This is a genomic window from Gilvimarinus chinensis DSM 19667 (genome assembly GCF_000377745.1).
Classification (GTDB): Bacteria; Pseudomonadota; Gammaproteobacteria; order Pseudomonadales; family Cellvibrionaceae; genus Gilvimarinus; species Gilvimarinus chinensis.
On sequence record NZ_KB898706.1, the window covers coordinates 231812 to 248773 of the forward strand.

Below are 16962 nucleotides of genomic sequence, written 5' to 3' on the forward strand. Positions count from 1 at the left end.
TAAAGTGGCCTGAACAGTGCCTCGGAATGCTCGTTTTCTGGGTGCGATCAGGCCCTAGTCAAAGCGGCCGCCGCGGGCGCCGGAACCGGAGCGTTGGGCATTATTGCTGTAACGACTGCGATCAACTGGGCGGCTGGGGGCCGCCTGCCTACTTGCCTTAGGGCGGCTCTCGCTGCGCATGCGTGGCTGGCTTTGCGGTCGCGGCTGGCTTTGCAGGCGATTGGTGTTGCGCTCGATCACCCGAGTGCGCGGATTATTCCGCTCTACTGGAGTGCGCTTGATCGTGTTGCGCTGTAGCCGCTCCGTGCGATGAATCGCCTCGCGGGAGTGCTGCTTAATGCCGGGGCTGCGCTCGACACGGGGCTGTTTGTTACTCCCGTAAACCGCATTAATGCGGCTTTGGTGATGGCGCAACTGGCGTTGTACCTGCTCACGATGTTGCGTTGAATTGACCCGGCCGCGTTGCTCAAAAGCGTTTAAGCGCTGCTGAGGTATCGCACCGTGATGGCGATAGTGGACGTTACGGCGGTGGTGCGGGTCGTGACGCCAGTGTTCCACCCGTGGGTGATACCCGTAATGGCGATGACGGTAGTGGTAGTAAGGGCGGCTATGGCTGATCACCACGGTGCGATGGCCCCAGTGAAAGCCGCTAAAGTAAAACCAATCCCCTACCGGTGCAGAAAATCCCCAGTAAAATCCGCCGCTGTAACGTGGCGGGCGGGGCCAGTATACGGGCGGATACGCAGGCCAACCCCAGCTGCCATATACAACACGGGTATCGTAGTAGGGCACGTACACCACTTCGCGGCGAGTTGGCTGAATGATAATTTGTCGGTCTTCAAGGCTCGCTTTTTGGTGCTCCATTCCTTCTAAACTGCCGTTATCCCAGGCGCGTTGGCGCAATTGCTGTACATCGGCCAGGGTAGCTTGTTCGTCCGCGAGGAAAGCCTCGCCCAGCTCTTGAGTCCAAAGTAAGTCTTCACTCATGCGCGAGAGTAAGTCTGGAAAGGCCAGCAGCGCTTTGACGCTGGGATCCCAGGGCTCGTTGTTAGCGGCGTTGACCGCCTCTTCGGCAGACAAACTTTTACGCTGTTGCAGCCAGCGTTCGGCTTGCACAATTTCCAGTGGGTAGGTGGCTGCGATAAGAATGTGGGTAAGAACGGTATCCGGATACAGCGCCACGGGCGCTAACAGTTGTTGACGCTTCTCGCTGGTGAAGTCGTCATTGGCGAAGGACGCCGCGCTAAAAATCATCAGCATAACGGCGGCAAAAAATTTTGGTATTGATGCAATGTTCATAGTGTCAGCCCTAAAGCGAATGCTCCGTGCCGTTGTCAGACACCCAACCGGGGTCTATTGCTCCATTAAGGTTAGCGTATAGGAGGGGCGCTGAACTCTTGCTGAACAGCCACTCAGCGGTAAAAGGCTTTTAGCTATATAGGAAACCTTCGTTATTGAGAAACTGTTTAACCTCAATGTAGGAACAACATACACCATGGTATAGCCTAGGTAAGTGTAGTACCACTATTGTTCATAACAGGAGCGTTCGTATGGATATTACCGCCATTATTATTTTTCTGCTTATCGGTGCTTTTGCCGGTTGGCTTGCCGGCCAGATAATGAAGGGTCGTGGTTTTGGCCTGCTGGGCAATATCGTTGTCGGGATTATTGGAGCACTGATTGGGGGCTTTGTTTTTAGTTTACTCGGCATTACGGCCGGTGGGTTAATTGGTTCAATCATCACGGCTACCTTAGGGGCAGTCATCTTATTGTTCTTAATATCGCTGGTGAAAAAAGCCTAGCGTAAAAATCAGTTGTTACCTTAATGCAACGGAAAAGCCGGAGTTGGAAAGACTCCGGTTTTTCTTTATCTGGCTTGGTTTTGAGCCAAAATAACACCTCTTGCGGCCTTTTTCTGGGCGTCTTTACGTTATTAGTCAGTGTTTTATTTTATTTAAGTGATAAATATAACTCCTTGATCTATAAATAAAAAAAGAGTCCCACTTGTAGTTTTATAAAGTGAGACACGCCATGTTATCGATCACTGTCAAAGTGGGACGACGGTTGCGCTTTCGGGACCGATATTGACTCAGGTTCGGCCAGCTCGAGCTTGGTCCGCCAAGTGTCGTTCGTCTGGCTTATGACATAACAATAAATGGTTCGAGGATCAGCTCCATGAGAATGAAACAGAATTTCAAACGTAAACTCATTGCGTCGGCCATTGCCTCATCGGCACTGGCAACTTTCAGCAGTGGGGTGCTTGCCCAAACAAATGCCAGCCAAGCAGACGAAGATGTAATGCTGGAAGAAGTGGTTGTTACCGGTATTCGTGCCAGCCTTGAGCGCTCGATGGACTTAAAACGTGACGCCAGTGGCGTGGTGGATGCGATCTCAGCGGAAGATATCGGTAAGTTCCCGGATACTAACCTCGCGGAATCTCTGCAGCGCATTACCGGTGTGTCCATTGACCGCCGTAATGGAGAAGGCTCTAAGGTTACTGTTCGCGGCTTGGGCCCGGATTTTAACCTTGTGCTTCTTAACGGACGCCAAATGCCGGGAGCTTCGTTAGAAGACACGGTCGCATCTGGCTCCCGTTCTTTTGATTTTGCCAACATTGCTTCTGAAAGTGTGTCGGCGGTTGAGGTGTATAAAACCTCGCGTGCTGACGTGCCGCCGGGTGGAATGGGGGCGACAATTAACATTCTGACACCACGTCCTCTCGATTCTGGTTTTGTGGCTTCAGTGGGGGTGAAAGGTGTATATGATGAGTCTTCTAATGATCCATCAATGGCCCCCGAGATATCGGGTATCTATAGCAATACCTTCGCGGACGGCAAAATCGGTATTGCGGTTACCGGTAGTTATCAGGAGCGCAATGGTGGGTCTGCAAATGCGCAGGTTGGTACAGGCTGGCGTTCCTTTGATGAGAATGGCGGTTGGGGCGGTGTAAACTTCGATGCTGGCAATCACCGCAATCCTCCTTCGGCGGATGATATTTACTCAACACCTCAGCAGTTTGGCTACGGATTTACCGAGTTTGAACGCACCCGTACAAACGGTCAGTTAACCCTGCAGTATGCGCCCACGGATGATCTGACGGCGACGGTAGATTACACCTACAGCGAAAACGAGGTGAACTCTACTTATAACGACATTGGCGGTTGGTTTAATTTCGCGGGCCAAAGTACCGTATTTACCGATTTTGATTCACCGTCTGTACAAACACCGGTGTTGTACGCCGAGGACTTAACGGGTGCCGACCTGCCGATGGGGGTGGGTGAGCAATCGTCATTATACGAAAACAACTCTGTAGGTCTGAATATTGAGTGGAAGCCCGTTGAGCCGCTCACCTTAACACTGGATGCCCACAGCTCAAGCGCGGAAGCGCGTCCGGGCAATGAGTTTGGTAACAGTGTGGGTATTGCCGTCTCGGCTTATATTCGCGACCATCAAATCGTTGATTTTCGCGGTGATATGCCGGTCCTGATTTTGGATACGCTGAACCCGGATGGCGGGTCTGACTTACGAGTAGAAGACTTACATGTGTCAGGCAGTTATTTCCGTAACAGCCAGATGAAGCATGATATCGATCAGGTTCAATTGGATGGCCAGTGGGAATTCAACGATGATGTAAGTTTGCTGTTTGGGGTGGCCCATACCAAAAGTGAATATTCCTCGGCTTTCTCTAATGTCCAGCGCGAAACCTGGGGCGGGCTTGGTGAGGCCGGGTTGCTAGATGAAGCCTGGTTTAACGAAGAGACCATTCTGGATCGTTTCAGCGGGGATTATGGTCAACTGAGTCAGGAAGATGCTAACTTTTTAGGCGGCACCAACACCGAGCCATTTAATCAGCGATACTCGTTCGATTTTTATGCGATCCGTGATTTCGCTGCGCAAAATCTTGACGACGGTGCAGGCCCTGCCGAGTGTGCCGATGGTTCAACCTGGTATTGCGCGCAGGCACCGAACCAGTTTAATGAGATCAACGAAGAGTCCAGCTCCGCTTTTGTGCAGCTGAATTACGACTCCGAGTGGGGCCATATGCCTGTAGGGGTAAACGTTGGGTTACGTTACGAAGAGTCTGAGGTAGACACTCCCGCCACGGCACAGTCCTATGGGCCTATCGAGTGGTTGTCCGCCAATGAATACACCATGCCCGAAGAGGGCGATCCTGTTGTGGTGCAGGATTCAGGTGAATATGACTTCTTCTTACCATCGATTGATTTCCGTATTGAGCCGCTTACCGACGTTGTCTTGCGTGCCTCATACAGTGAGAGTATCGCCAGGCCGAATTGGTTGGATTTACGCGGCGGCACCACCTATAACACGGGGGTACGTATTGAGGGGGCAACGGCTTCTCGGGGCACGCCGGGGCTTGATCCTTATAAGTCCGATAACATCGATTTGTCAGCCGAATGGTACTACGATGACGCGAGTTACGTATCGATAGGCTATTTCCAAAAAGAGGTCTCTAACTTTATTGGCTCTCGTGTAGTTCCGGAAGACGGCACTCTAGAAAATACGCCGCACCCAGGATTAGGGCTTCGTGCGCAGGCTGCAGAGGCAGCGGGTGCTGAGGGTGCCGTTGAAATTCGTGAATACATATACGCCAATTACGCTGATCCAGATACTGCCTATCTAGATGCAAGCGGCAATATTGTTATTGTCGGTATCGCAGGCGAAGACCCGAATACCCCAATCAATGTGACTGAGGTTGCGAACAGTGATCAAACTGTCGATATCGACGGTATTGAGTTCGCAGTTCAGCATAACTTTTGGGATACCGGTTTTGGGGTTATCGTCAACTACACCATGGTAGACGAAAGCACAGAGTTCGATAATCTCACTCTGAATGATCCGCAGTTTGCCATTACCGGTGTAAGTGATACGGCTAACCTCGTGGGTTTCTATGAGGGGTACGGCTTCCAGGCTCGTATCGCCTATAACTGGCGTGACGAGTTCTTGGCCTCTACTGCTACTGGTACGGGTAATAACCCCGTATTTGTCGATGAGTACGCGCAAATTGATATGAACGTCAGCTATGATGTGACTGATAATTTGTCCGTATTTTTCGAGGGTTTAAACCTTACGGAGGAAAACGGCAGAACCTTTGGCCGTGCTGACGAGCAAACCATCGGTTACTACGAAGGATATGCCCGTTATAACATCGGGGCGCGGTACGCCTTCTAAGTTGCATGGAGCGATAGTCTGTTAACATTGAGCCGTCAGTTCTCTGGCGGCTTTTTTGTCTCTGTATAAAACAGTTATTACTATTCTAAATAATGTAAAGATAGCTTCAGGTTGAAGAGATGACATATCCCGTAAAGAAAATCGTGATTGCCGGTGGCGGCACGGCGGGTTGGATGGCCGCGGCGTTATTGGGTAAGACGCTGGGTAAGCGTTATGAGATTGTTCTGGTTGAGTCTGATGAAATACCGACCGTGGGTGTTGGTGAGGCGACTATCCCTCCTTTGCAGACTTTTCATAAAATGCTCGATGTGCCAGAACGAGAGTTTATGTCAGCAGTTAATGCCACTTTTAAGCTGGGGATTTCTTTCGAGAATTGGAAAGAGCTGGGGCATCGATATATTCACTCTTTCGGGTATGCAGGGAAAGATTGCTGGGCGTGCCAGTTTGTACACTTTTGGTTGGCGGCAAAACGTCGCGGCATTAACTTTCCTTATTCAGATTACTGCGCCGAGTTGTTGGCTGCAGAAGAGTCCAAGTTTGCGGTTCTCTCAAAGGCTCCAATGAACTACGCTTACCACCTCGATGCGGGGTTGTACGCGAAATATCTTAGAAAAATAAGTGAAGCGGCGGGCGTTATTCGAGTAGAAGGTAAAATAAATACCGTGAGTTTAAATCATGACTCCGGCTTTATCGACTCGTTGGTGCTGGAGTCGGAACAGCGAGTGTCGGGTGATTTTTTTATTGATTGCACGGGGTTTAGAGGGCTACTGATTGATGGCGCTCTGAATGTTGGGTTTGAGGATTGGTCTCACTGGTTGCCCTGTGATTCCGCTTTGGCTGTGCAAACGCAAATGCATGAGGCGCCTGTCCCCTACACGCGCTCTATCGCGCATAAAGCCGGTTGGCAGTGGCGTATTCCGCTGCAAACGCGGGTGGGCAACGGGTTAGTTTATTCGAGTAAGTTTTGGAATGATGGTGAAGCCGAAGCCACGCTAATGGATAATCTTAGCGGTGATGCGATCAATGCTGCAAAAATAATTCGGTTTCGTACGGGAACGCGGCGTAAACACTGGCACAAAAACTGTCTCGCGTTGGGGTTGTCGAGTGGGTTCTTGGAGCCTTTGGAGTCGACCAGTATCCATCTCATACAAAAATCATTAGTACGGTTAGTCCAGCTGTTAAGTGTGGACGGTATTAATCTCAGTAGTGAGAAGGAATTTAACCAGCAGACAAAAGTGGATGTTGAACGTATACGTGATTTTATTATTCTGCATTACAAAGTTACCGACAGAAGTGATTCTGAATTCTGGCGCTATTGCCAGAATATGGAAATTCCTCCGGCTTTAGAACAAAAGATCAACTTATTCCGGGCTAACGGCACGGTATTTAAGGTGGATAATGAATTGTTCGGTGAGGAGTCCTGGGTTCAGGTAATGATGGGGCAAGGAATAATTCCCAGTTCTTACCATCCGGCCGCTGACCTTTTATCGGATCAGGAAATGACAGATTTTATGGCGGCGATACGCTCTTCTATGCATAGGAAAGTCCAGGGGCTTCCTTCTCATGGCGACTTTTTGAACCACTACTGCCGTTATGGTAACAGCTAATCGTTTATGCGGATGATAATTAAAATAACCGCTTTTCCAGAATGAGAAATTGAGAAGCTCGTGGGCTCAAGAATTTTTAATCTTCACGATGTCTTTCTAATTATCACCATTTTTGAGGTGCTACTACTGGCGGCGTATCGCAGCGTGCACCGCGATGAAAATACCGCTAAAGGTAACTGGTTAACCGTATTTCTGCTGCTGGTGGCGGTGGATATGGCGACCAACCTGATTATGTGGAATCCGGACTTTCCGTTGCAGGGCTGGCCGCGCGAGCGCCTTTTGGCGCTATTGTTTACCTTTAGTCACTTTGCTCGTGGCCCGCTGTTTTATTTTTACGTACGCTCTTTACTGCAGGACCAAAAGCCGTTGCGCCACAACGATTGGTGGCATGGGGCGCCGGTGCTGATCGCATTACTCGCCGTTGTGTGGGTTGGGGTGACTACTACGGATTTGCAGTCACGGGCAGACCTTGATTTGGCGGATAAGTTGGCCAGTGGTTTGTGGTATTTCTCGAGCCTTGTGTCGGTGGCCTACGCTTGTTGGTGTGTGCTGTTAATAAACCGCTCGGTGCGGCAGGCGAAGCAACGCTTATCCAGTTTGCCTTCGTCAGAAATTGCCTGGCTGGTGGTATTAAGCCTGTGCTTTTTGGTGAGCTGGGGGTGGTCCGTACTGGTCATTTTAATGGCTGATTGGGTGGGTGGTTCGGTGGCCGATGCGGTGGGCACATCGCATAATTTTATTCGGTTTTTACTGCTTAACGGGCTCATTTTTTACAATCTTGCATGCACATGGACGCTGCACAGTAAGCTCTCTGGCGATGACACGCCCGCAGAGACTAATCCGGTATCCGCGGGCGTGCTGCAGGCCATTGAATCAGGGGTGCGGCAGCATAAGCTGCACTTACAGCCCAGTATTAATATTGAGGAATTTTCCGAGCGGATCGGCTTGTCGCCAAGGGTGGTGTCTCAGGCCATTAACCGTGAACTGGGAACGCGTTTTTTTGAGTTTATTAATCAGCACCGAATCGACCACGCTAAACAGCTTTTGAGTGATCCCGCCTGTGATGGTATGACCGTGCTAGATATTTTGTTGGCCTCTGGTTTTAATAATAAATCTTCCTTTCATCGTTTTTTTAATCGTCTTGTAGGCATGTCTCCTTCTGCTTATCGCCGTCAGAAACCTAAGGTGGATTTTCGCGCGTCGCAATAATGTGCGCAGGTTCACGTTTATTGCTTGTTCCCAGTTTTTTAGCGTCCCTACTAAGGTGGGACTCGGCACTTATTACCACTCTTTTTACTACCTCTTTCGCATTTTTGTTATTCGCGTAGCGGCCGTCATACAAGGCCTCTGGCTGATTGGCATAATTATCGGGTGTCAGATCACGTAAATGATTAAAGGGTGACGAATCTTGTCCGGGCCCTCGCTAAGGTAGACGCTCAAAGTAGGCTGGTGCCTTTAGGTGCTGGAGGAGTTTTTCTGGTGATGCTCATGGCAGATCTAACGCAACACCCCTACGAGCCCGCAATCGGATTGCTACTGGTGTAAACATTACGGGATAAGAATAAGCAACCCTGGAGAAGTTTCATGACTAAACGTAATTGGCGTACATGTAGCCGCCCGCCGTTAATGGCAGGAGCTGCCTTGGCGACTGCTCTGCTTTCAGTAACCACACAGGCCCAGCAAGTCGGGCAACTACTGTGGGAGGATAATTTTAATTCTTTAAATTCCGAGCATTGGAATGTGGTTACCGGTAATGGTTGCCAACTCGGGCCGAATTTGTGCGGTTGGGGCAATCAGGAGCTGGAAAACTATCAGGCCGATAATGTCTCGATTGAGCCTGTACCGGGCGAGCCCGGTAACTCGGCGCTGGTACTTGAAGCGCGCGCCGAAACTGTCGATGGCAGTGCCTTTACCTCGGGTAAGCTCGACAGCCAAAACTCAGTGGCCATTCAGTACGGCATGATTGAGACCCGCATTCGCGTGCCTAATTTGGATACGGGCCTGTGGCCCGCCTTCTGGTTACTGGGTACCAGTACCGCAAGCTGGCCCGCCAAAGGCGAAATCGACATGATGGAGATGGGCCATCGCCAGGAGGAAATTGATAAATTTTACCCCGGCACCAGCGTAAACAACTTTGTCGGTGGTAACGCGATTTTTTACGCCGAGGGCGCCTGTGTGGAGGGCAACCCGACTTGTGCGGCCATGTCTGCGTGGGAGACCGATAACGCCTATGTGTCGTCTACCCCCATGAACGATCGGTTTATTACCTATCGGCTGTATTGGACCGAAGATGCCCTGCGGTTTACCGCAGTCGATAACGGCGTTGAATACGATATGTACGACGCGCCCATAAGTATTACCGAAGAGTCTGAAGAATTTCGTGCCCCCTTTTATTTGCTGATGAACTTGGCTGTTGGCGGTAACTTTACCGACGCACAGCAAAATAGCGAAGTAACGGCACCTTTGCCGGCCAAGATGTACATCGACTATGTGCGTGTGTACGAGTACGACGGCCAAGGTGAAGTTATTCTGGGCAACACATCGCAACCCGAAGTGGGCACCTTTGGGGTGTTTACCGACAATACCCCCACCAGCAATAAACTGGAGGCGGGTTTGAGCTCCGATGTGTATATCTGGAGCACGGGTTCTCTAGCCGGGGGCAGTGAAGCACCTGCCGAAGGCAGTAACGTGATCAGCTGGGATTACACCGCCCCCGGACAGTGGTTTGGCGGTGGTATTCAAGCGCGCCAGGCGGTGAACTTAAGTAACTTTGAAAACGGTCAACTGACGTTCCGTATCAAGGTGCCCGCCGACGTTTCTTTTAAAATTGGTATCACGGATACCTATACCAATGAGCACTACATCAGTTTCCCCGCCGGTGAAACCAAATACGGCTTGGTACGCAACGGTCAGTGGGGCAGGGTAACCATTCCGGTTGCTGACTTGCGTGGCTCTCTGGTGGCGATTCAGTCACTGTCGTACCCCTTCGTGATCTTAAATGGCGACGATGCCATGCCCGCGGCGAATTTCTCTATCGCACTGGATGACATTGTGTACCAAGGCGGCGGTGATGCCGCTGATGACGACGGCGATGGCGTTGCGAATCAGAACGATAGCTGCCCCAATACGCCTGCGGGAACCAGTGTTGATAGTTCTGGTTGCGCCGTGTCGGTGCCGACAGACTCTGATGGTGATGGGGTGAACGACAGCGATGATGCCTGCCCGAATACCCCGACAGGCGCGAGTGTGAACGCCCTGGGTTGTGCCACCAATAGCGTGCGTTTACAGGCTGAGGACTACCAGAGTTATTACGATGCCGATGCCGGTAACAGCGGCGGCGCTTACCGTACGGACGATGTAGACATTGAAGCCAGTTCCGACACCGACGGCGGTTACAACGTGGGTTGGACGACAGCTGGAGAATGGCTGGAATACGCCACCGATTTGGCCGCTGGAAGCTATGAGATCACCGCTCGTGTTGCCTCGCTGAACGGCGGCGGTGCCTTGAGTGTTGGCATTAACGGAGCCTATACGGCCAGTCGCAATATCGATAGCACTGGGGGTTGGCAGAGTTGGTCGAGCGTAAGCCTGGGTACGCTTGATGTCGCGGCGGGTAGCGCCAATGTACGTGTGAACGTCGACGCGGCGGGCTTGAATCTCAACTGGATTAGTCTTGAGAAGATAACGGTTGATACCGACGGCGACGGAATTGGCGACGCCAACGACCTTTGTCCGTCGACGGCCGCAGGCAGCAGCGTTAATGGCGCAGGCTGTACGACGGCAGGTGTGCAGTTACAGGCGGAAGACTACCTCAATTACTACGACACCACCCCCGGTAACGACGGGGCCGTTTATCGCAGCGATGATGTGGATATCGAGGCGACCACGGACACCGGTGGGGGCCATAACGTGGGCTGGACGGCCGCCGGTGAATGGCTTGAGTTTAACGCTGAGCTGGCCGCTGGCACCTATGAGGTGACCGCACGCCTGGCTTCTCAGGGGGCCGGGGGCAGTATCAGTGTCAGCGCGAATGGCGCCTCAACCGGTGCAATATCGGTGGGCGATACCGGCGGTTGGCAGAGCTGGACAACGGTAAACCTGGGGTCAATCACTGTCGCCAATGGCGTGGCAAATGTTCGCCTGAATGTCGAAAGTGCCCCGTTTAACGTGAACTGGCTGGCCCTAACACCCGGCACCGGCGTGAGTGATAGCGATGGCGACGGTGTGAGTGACGGCGCGGATGCGTGCCCCAACACCCCGGCAGGCGCCAACGTGGACAGCGCCGGTTGTCAGGTGTTTGGTGACAGCGATGGCGATGGCGTTACAGATGACAAAGATCTGTGTGCCGGAACGGCTGCGGGAGCCCAGGTTGATGCCAGCGGTTGTGTGCTAACCAACAATAATGGCGGTGGTGGCAGTTATGGCGCCACCGAGCAGGCGGGCGGTGCCGTTGAATTTTATCTCAATACGCCCGATTGGGCCGATTTGCACTACAGCATTAATGGCGGCGGCCAAGTGAACGTAGCTATGGTTCAGAACGCCGGTCGTAATAGTTACTTGGTGAGCGGGTTAGCCAGTGGTGATGTAGTGGAATACAGTTTTACCTACTGGGATGCAAATCTGGGGGGCGCTGTGGACTCACCTTGGGCCAGCTTGACTCTGGGTGGCGGTTCTAATCCAGGCCCAGACCCCGATCCGGACCCGACCCCCAGCGACAGTGATGGCGATGGTGTTGTCGATGCACAAGATCAGTGTCCAGGCACACCAGCTGGTACGAATGTAGATGTTAACGGCTGTGCGGTGACCTTGCCGCCCGGTGCTCAAGTCGTGCCTTTGTTTGATCAAAACACCCCCCTTGAGCCGGTGATCAGTTACGACCGCGGCGACGCCTTGGTCACGCGCTTTGCCGACCGCGCTCGCGATCGACACGCTAAAGAAAACCACTTCCAGGCGTATGACCATTACCTGACGTTCTATTGGGAAGATCGCACCGCGGCCATTGAAATTATCGATTATGTGGCGAAAGGAGGTGACTCCATTCGCATGAATGTCCGTACCGAGTTCAAGTTGTCCGATACCGAAGCGGAAAACCGCTGGTGGTATGAAGGTTTACACACCTTGGCGCAGTACTGCGGCAACGGGGTGATGCAAACCAACGACAACGTGAACTACTGGAAAGAAGAAAGTTGGAACTGTCGTGAAGGCCGCCCAATCCAAGTGGGCGATAAGCTGGAGTTTGAAATCAGCCAGTTTCTGGATGCGGGTGTGCCCCGTGGCCGCGCCAATTATTACGGCACCACCTACCTGTACATTGTGGGTGAAGGCTTAGTGCCCTGGGATGTGACGGACAAGGTGGAGTTTGTATCGGGCAATTATTTGCAGCGCGATTCCATCCCTGTACCCGAGAAAGCCCGCATGGGCGGCGATACGACCCTGCACGTGCAGATGACCGCCGAGCCCGATGGTCATTTTCAGCAAATGGCGACCAACCTGGGTTATGAAAATGGTCAACCATTTGTATTGGGGCGGCGGGTGCATCACACCTCGTTTGTGGACGGTACGCACGATGAAAATGCCGAAAACGGTGTGTTTGCACCTATGGTTGGCAAATCCAGTACTCACTACATTCACGAGCGCTGCTCCGGTTGTCATGAAAGAAATGGGCGCGCTTCAGTGGCCGCTGACGATGAGCCGTTGGACCGTTGGGTTTTTAAAATCGGTGATGCCAATGGCAATCCAGATCCACTGCGTGGCCGCGTGTTGCAGCCGTCCAACAGCGGTGGGGTGATTGGTGAAGGCTCCGTGGCTATCGACTTTTGGACCGAAAGCGGTGGCTTGCGCTCGCCCAACTACGCCTTTGAAACTGGCACGCCAGCGACCTTTTCGGCGCGCTTAGCGCCTAACCTGAACGGTATCGGTTTGCTGGAGGCCATTCCTGAGTCGGCCATACTGGCGCTGGAAGATCCGAATGATGCCGACGGAGATGGCATTTCGGGGCGCGCCAACCGCGTGACCGACCCCGAAACTGGGCAAACCCGCCTGGGCCGCTTTGGTTACAAGGCCGCTACCGCCAGCGTTAAGCATCAGGTGGTGCAAGCGTTTAATACCGATATGGGCGTTATGACGACGGCAATGCCGTCACCTGACTGCGGTGTACAACAATCCGACTGCGGTCCATCCGGTTCTGAAATAGCAGACACCGAGGTGGACTACCTGGTCAAGTACATCTCGTTGCTCGGTGTACGCCCGCAGCGCAACTACAATGATCCGGCGGTATTGAGCGGTGAGCAGACCTTTGCGCAAATCGGTTGTGCCGATTGCCACACGCCCACGCACCAAACCAGCCAGTATCATCCGTTGGCCGAATTGCGTGATCAAACCATTCGCCCTTATACCGATATGCTGCTGCACGATATGGGCCCTGGCCTGGCGGACAACTTAGGCGAAGGTGAGGCCAGTGGCAGTGAATGGCGTACCGCGCCCCTGTGGGGTGTGGGTTTATCGGCCTGTGTGACCGGGGGTGTTGCGGGCAATCATGGTTGGGATGGGTTTGGCCTGGATGGCCATGAGTATTGCACGCCCGACGCGAACTTCCTGCACGATGGCCGCGCGCGCACCATTGATGAAGCCATTCGCTGGCACGGTGGCGAGGCGTTAGCCTCTAAGCAATCTTACGATGCGCTTTCGGTTGGTGCTCGCAATAACTTGTTGGCGTTTATCGAATCCTTATAAGCCTTGCTCCCTGGCGCGTCCCACTTAGACTTGTTGAAAGTGAGGCGCGCCGGGCCCTTTGAAAACGGGTGAAGACAAAAAACAAGCGGTGCCAGTTTTACAAGGTGGGACGATCGTAAAGAAAAAGCAGGCGATAGTGATTGAGTGAATGTATGGGCAACCGGGTAACCGGGTTATGTTCACGGTTTTGACAGTTTGGGCTTGGCTAACAAGTCCCGTCAGGTGACTGTCATTGCGAGTCTGCGAATATAGTAACTGACTCTCCTTTCAGCCCTCCCAGTCGGGAGGGCTTTTTTATACTACCTGTAAGAGCTGAAACTGATGTTGCGTTCTGCGCTCAAGCGCTTTTTTCCTGGGTCTGCTGTTTGCGATATTCCGATGGTGACATGCCCACTAAGCGTTTAAAGAAGCGATGAAACGCAGACTTACTGTTAAACCCGGCCTGCAGCAGAATATCCAGAATAGTCATATTGCTGTGGGCGGGGTCGGCGAGCAGGCGCTTGGCTTCCTCTACCCGGTAAGAGTTCATAAACTCAAAGAAGTTGGTGCCAAAGTGTTTGTTAATCACCCCGGAAACATCACGCACAGGTAAGTCGATGCGGTTGGAGAACTCTTCAATATTCAGGTTCTGCTCCAGATATAACTGTTCTACCTCCATGCCTTTGCGAACTTTATCAATGGCGCTGTCGTCGGGTTGCTCCGGTGGAGCCTCTTTGTTGGCGATTGGCTTGGTGGTCAATACCCGATGGGCATAGGCGGCACTGTAGGCAAACAAGCCGTTAATCAGCACAAAGATAACGTAGTTTTCAGATATGCCTAAGTAGTTCGACATTTGCTCCGAGACGAACTGCGCGCTGATATGAACAAACAGCGAAAAGGCCCAGCTGAGCAAAAAACCAATGGTTAGCACCACCAGCCAGCCCGGTTCACTAGTGGAAATGGATGAATATTGATCTTTCAAAGACCGGTAATAGCGCTGCACCAAATACACCGATGCCAGGCCATAAATAAAGGGAATTACTTTCGAGCTGTGCCAGAGAAAGTTCACCACCGCAGTCTCAGTCTCGGTTTGTTGCTCACCGCGCCAGCGCATGGCGTCGCTGTCCAGTCCAAACACAAACAGCAAAAGCCAGCTAACGGCCAATGGAAGAAGGTGCAGCAGGTGCGCACGCTTTAATTTAAACTCTTGCTCAGTCAGCGACGCCACGTAGAAATAGAGTGCGGGGCCTTTTATTAAGGTGGCTAACAGCAGTAAATAGGGCACCAGATTTAAGTCGAAGAAGTCGGTGGTGTGTACCATGTCGTTCCACAGTAACAGCACGCATGCACTGTGAATGCTGGTGCAGAGCAAAAAGCCGATTAGCATGGTGCTGGAAAGGTGACGGCCGGTGGGTAGAGCCCACTGGAACAATGCCAGCATGATGCATTCGATGATCGTCATAAATAAAACGACATCGTGAAAATTGAATATATACGCTTCCATAGAGTGGCTATTTTTATAGTGTGGCTGGCGGCTTCACAGCATAGTCAAGGTAACGACAATTCAGCCGCGCTATTGACTCTGTGGGACTGCCGTCTTGGATTCAGTCAGGTTTTGCGAGATTTCTTATTATAACGTTTTCAGTATAAGCAATAGGAATAATCAGGCAATCATTATTCATCTTTTAGCTTCATCGCTGTCTCGTGGCGACTTTGCTTGCGTTCGCCTGCTGGCTGATACACATGGTTCTGATTTCGTCCTGCTGCTTTGGCCTGATACAGTGCTTCGTCAGCGTGGCGCATCATCTCCTGAGCGCTGGGTTGCCATTGCGGGTTGGAAACCTCGGCGATGCCACAGCACAAAGTGTGCGCAATTTCATAATTGCGATAGCGGGTCGGTGTAGCAGAAAATTCCTGTCGAATTCTCTCGGCAATGGTAAGAGCTCTGTTTTGATCTGCCGCGCGCAACAAAATGGCAAACTCCTCGCCGCCGTAGCGGGTTACCACATCTTCTTCGCGACAGCTGCGCTTTAACAGCTGTCCCACTTCGCGCAGCACCTGGTCGCCGGCGTCGTGACCATAGGTGTCATTGATAGTTTTAAAGTAATCCAAATCGATCATAATCAAATACGATGGGCGTGTATCCTGCTCTAAGCTGGACTTGCTCTGCTCAAATGCCGCCTGTAGGCAGCGCCGGTTGCCAAGACCGGTGAGCGGATCTTCATTCGCCAGGCTCAGCGCCTTTTGTCTGTCCAGCTCCAGGCTGACCAGCCATGTGGCCATGCCGATCATTAAAAAAATGGTTTCCAGCATGCTGGCGGTTTGCACCATAAGTAAGGGTGTCATGCCCCAGGGTAGCCACTGAGTGGCAGCACTGATAATACTGGTAAGTAGCCCGGCGGCGTAAAGCAGCCAGGCCATTAGGCTCCAAAAGGCGTAGCCTAAGCCGCGTCGCCACACCACTGCACTGGCCAGGGGAATCATAATACCCAGCACCACAAGAAGCGCGAACGACAGTGACAGCACAGGCAGATAAAATCCCGCCAGGCGTATGGCCGCAGCCACTAATGCCAGCCATTGCAAGCCGTTAAACAGTCGTAAAAGTTTCGGGCTTAAGTGCGCCAGTTGGAGAAAGTTTTTACTAAATTGCAAAGCAAAAAACACAAATACCAAGTAGCTAAGGTGAAATCCCTCGTTGTGCCAGTATACGGCCTTGGGCCACAGCCACTGAAACCCCAAACCGTTGAGTGGCAGCCACATCAGTGCCGTGGCGAGTAAAAACAACGCATAGTAGAGCGCGTTGAGCTGGCGCAACATAACGGAGAATACCAGCGACATAATCACTAAAATTGCTAGTGCGCCGTAGAATAATCCCAGGGCGGTGTAATCGCGCTGCTGCAGCTGGCGAAACTCGCGCTCATTAAGTAGGCGAAACCCCAGCGTGACTGAATCCGGTTTTTGGTTATAGGCTTGCACGTATACCTGAGTCTGGACTCTAGCGGGCAGCTCTATGGGTGCCACCAGGGTGCGGTGATCGATTGCGCGAGAGGCAAAGGGCTGGCGGTCCGACAGTTCGATAGACGTAAGCGAACCATCCGCCGCAGGATAGATTACATTGAGGTTATCTAAATAGCTGGTTTGGCTTACCAAAAAACGCACTTGCGGGCGCTCTGTCGGGTTGGCAAGAGTAAAGCGAATCCAATAATCCCGGTTGCTAATGCCCTGGTTCATCTGAGCAGCGCTAAAGCTTTGCCATTGCGCGGAGCTTTCGGCCTGCTCCAGATTCAATCGCCTTTCTGAGATCAGATACTCAGCATTGAGCTCGGCCAAGCTCTGCGCCGCCTGCCCCATACTGCTGGCAATCAGCATGGCCAGCAGGAAAACAGTTGCAGCTGGCCACCGGGTAAGCTGAAAGCCGTGAAGTGTTAAGTATCGCACTTTGTTAGTCATTTGG

8 protein-coding genes are annotated in these 16962 nt (G+C 52.2%); 5 read left to right on the plus strand and 3 right to left on the minus strand.

Translation table 11 applies throughout. The features are described from left to right. Nucleotides 1-54: 54 nt before the first annotated feature. Complete coding sequence (locus D568_RS18800; RefSeq protein ID WP_020207711.1) at nt 55-1299, minus strand: DUF3300 domain-containing protein; 1245 nt, start codon at nt 1297-1299, stop codon at nt 55-57. 251 nt (nt 1300-1550) lie between these two features. On the opposite strand from D568_RS18800, the gene D568_RS0101115 reads away from it, so the two are divergent. The 5 genes from D568_RS0101115 (at nt 1551) to D568_RS0101135 (ending at nt 13529) form a co-directional block, all read left to right on the plus strand. Beyond that, nucleotides 1551-1802, plus strand: coding sequence for a GlsB/YeaQ/YmgE family stress response membrane protein (locus tag D568_RS0101115; protein WP_020207712.1), 252 nt, complete (start codon nt 1551-1553; stop codon nt 1800-1802). Between the two features lie 373 nt (nt 1803-2175). Next, nucleotides 2176-5190, plus strand: coding sequence for a TonB-dependent receptor (locus tag D568_RS0101120; RefSeq protein WP_211211583.1), 3015 nt, complete (start codon nt 2176-2178; stop codon nt 5188-5190). Between the two features lie 119 nt (nt 5191-5309). Beyond that, nucleotides 5310-6797, plus strand: coding sequence for a tryptophan halogenase family protein (locus D568_RS0101125; protein ID WP_026286770.1), 1488 nt, complete (start codon nt 5310-5312; stop codon nt 6795-6797). Nucleotides 6798-6857: 60 nt separating this feature from the next. Next, nucleotides 6858-8006 (plus strand): helix-turn-helix domain-containing protein, encoded by a 1149-nt coding sequence (locus D568_RS0101130; protein WP_020207715.1) that lies wholly within the window; start codon nt 6858-6860, stop codon nt 8004-8006. 375 nt (nt 8007-8381) lie between these two features. Continuing rightward, nucleotides 8382-13529 (plus strand): di-heme oxidoredictase family protein, encoded by a 5148-nt coding sequence (locus tag D568_RS0101135; RefSeq protein ID WP_020207716.1) that lies wholly within the window; start codon nt 8382-8384, stop codon nt 13527-13529. A 337-nt stretch (nt 13530-13866) separates the two neighbouring features. Here the strand turns inward: D568_RS0101135 and D568_RS0101140 are convergent, their stop codons facing one another. Together D568_RS0101140 and D568_RS18805 are read right to left on the minus strand one after the other, a co-directional pair. Continuing rightward, a complete protein-coding gene (locus D568_RS0101140; RefSeq protein WP_020207717.1) occupies nt 13867-15012 on the minus strand; it encodes a helix-turn-helix domain-containing protein in 1146 nt (381 codons plus the stop codon). 170 nt (nt 15013-15182) lie between these two features. Beyond that, nucleotides 15183-16958, minus strand: coding sequence for a sensor domain-containing diguanylate cyclase (locus D568_RS18805; RefSeq protein WP_020207718.1), 1776 nt, complete (start codon nt 16956-16958; stop codon nt 15183-15185). Nucleotides 16959-16962: the final 4 nt, after the last annotated feature.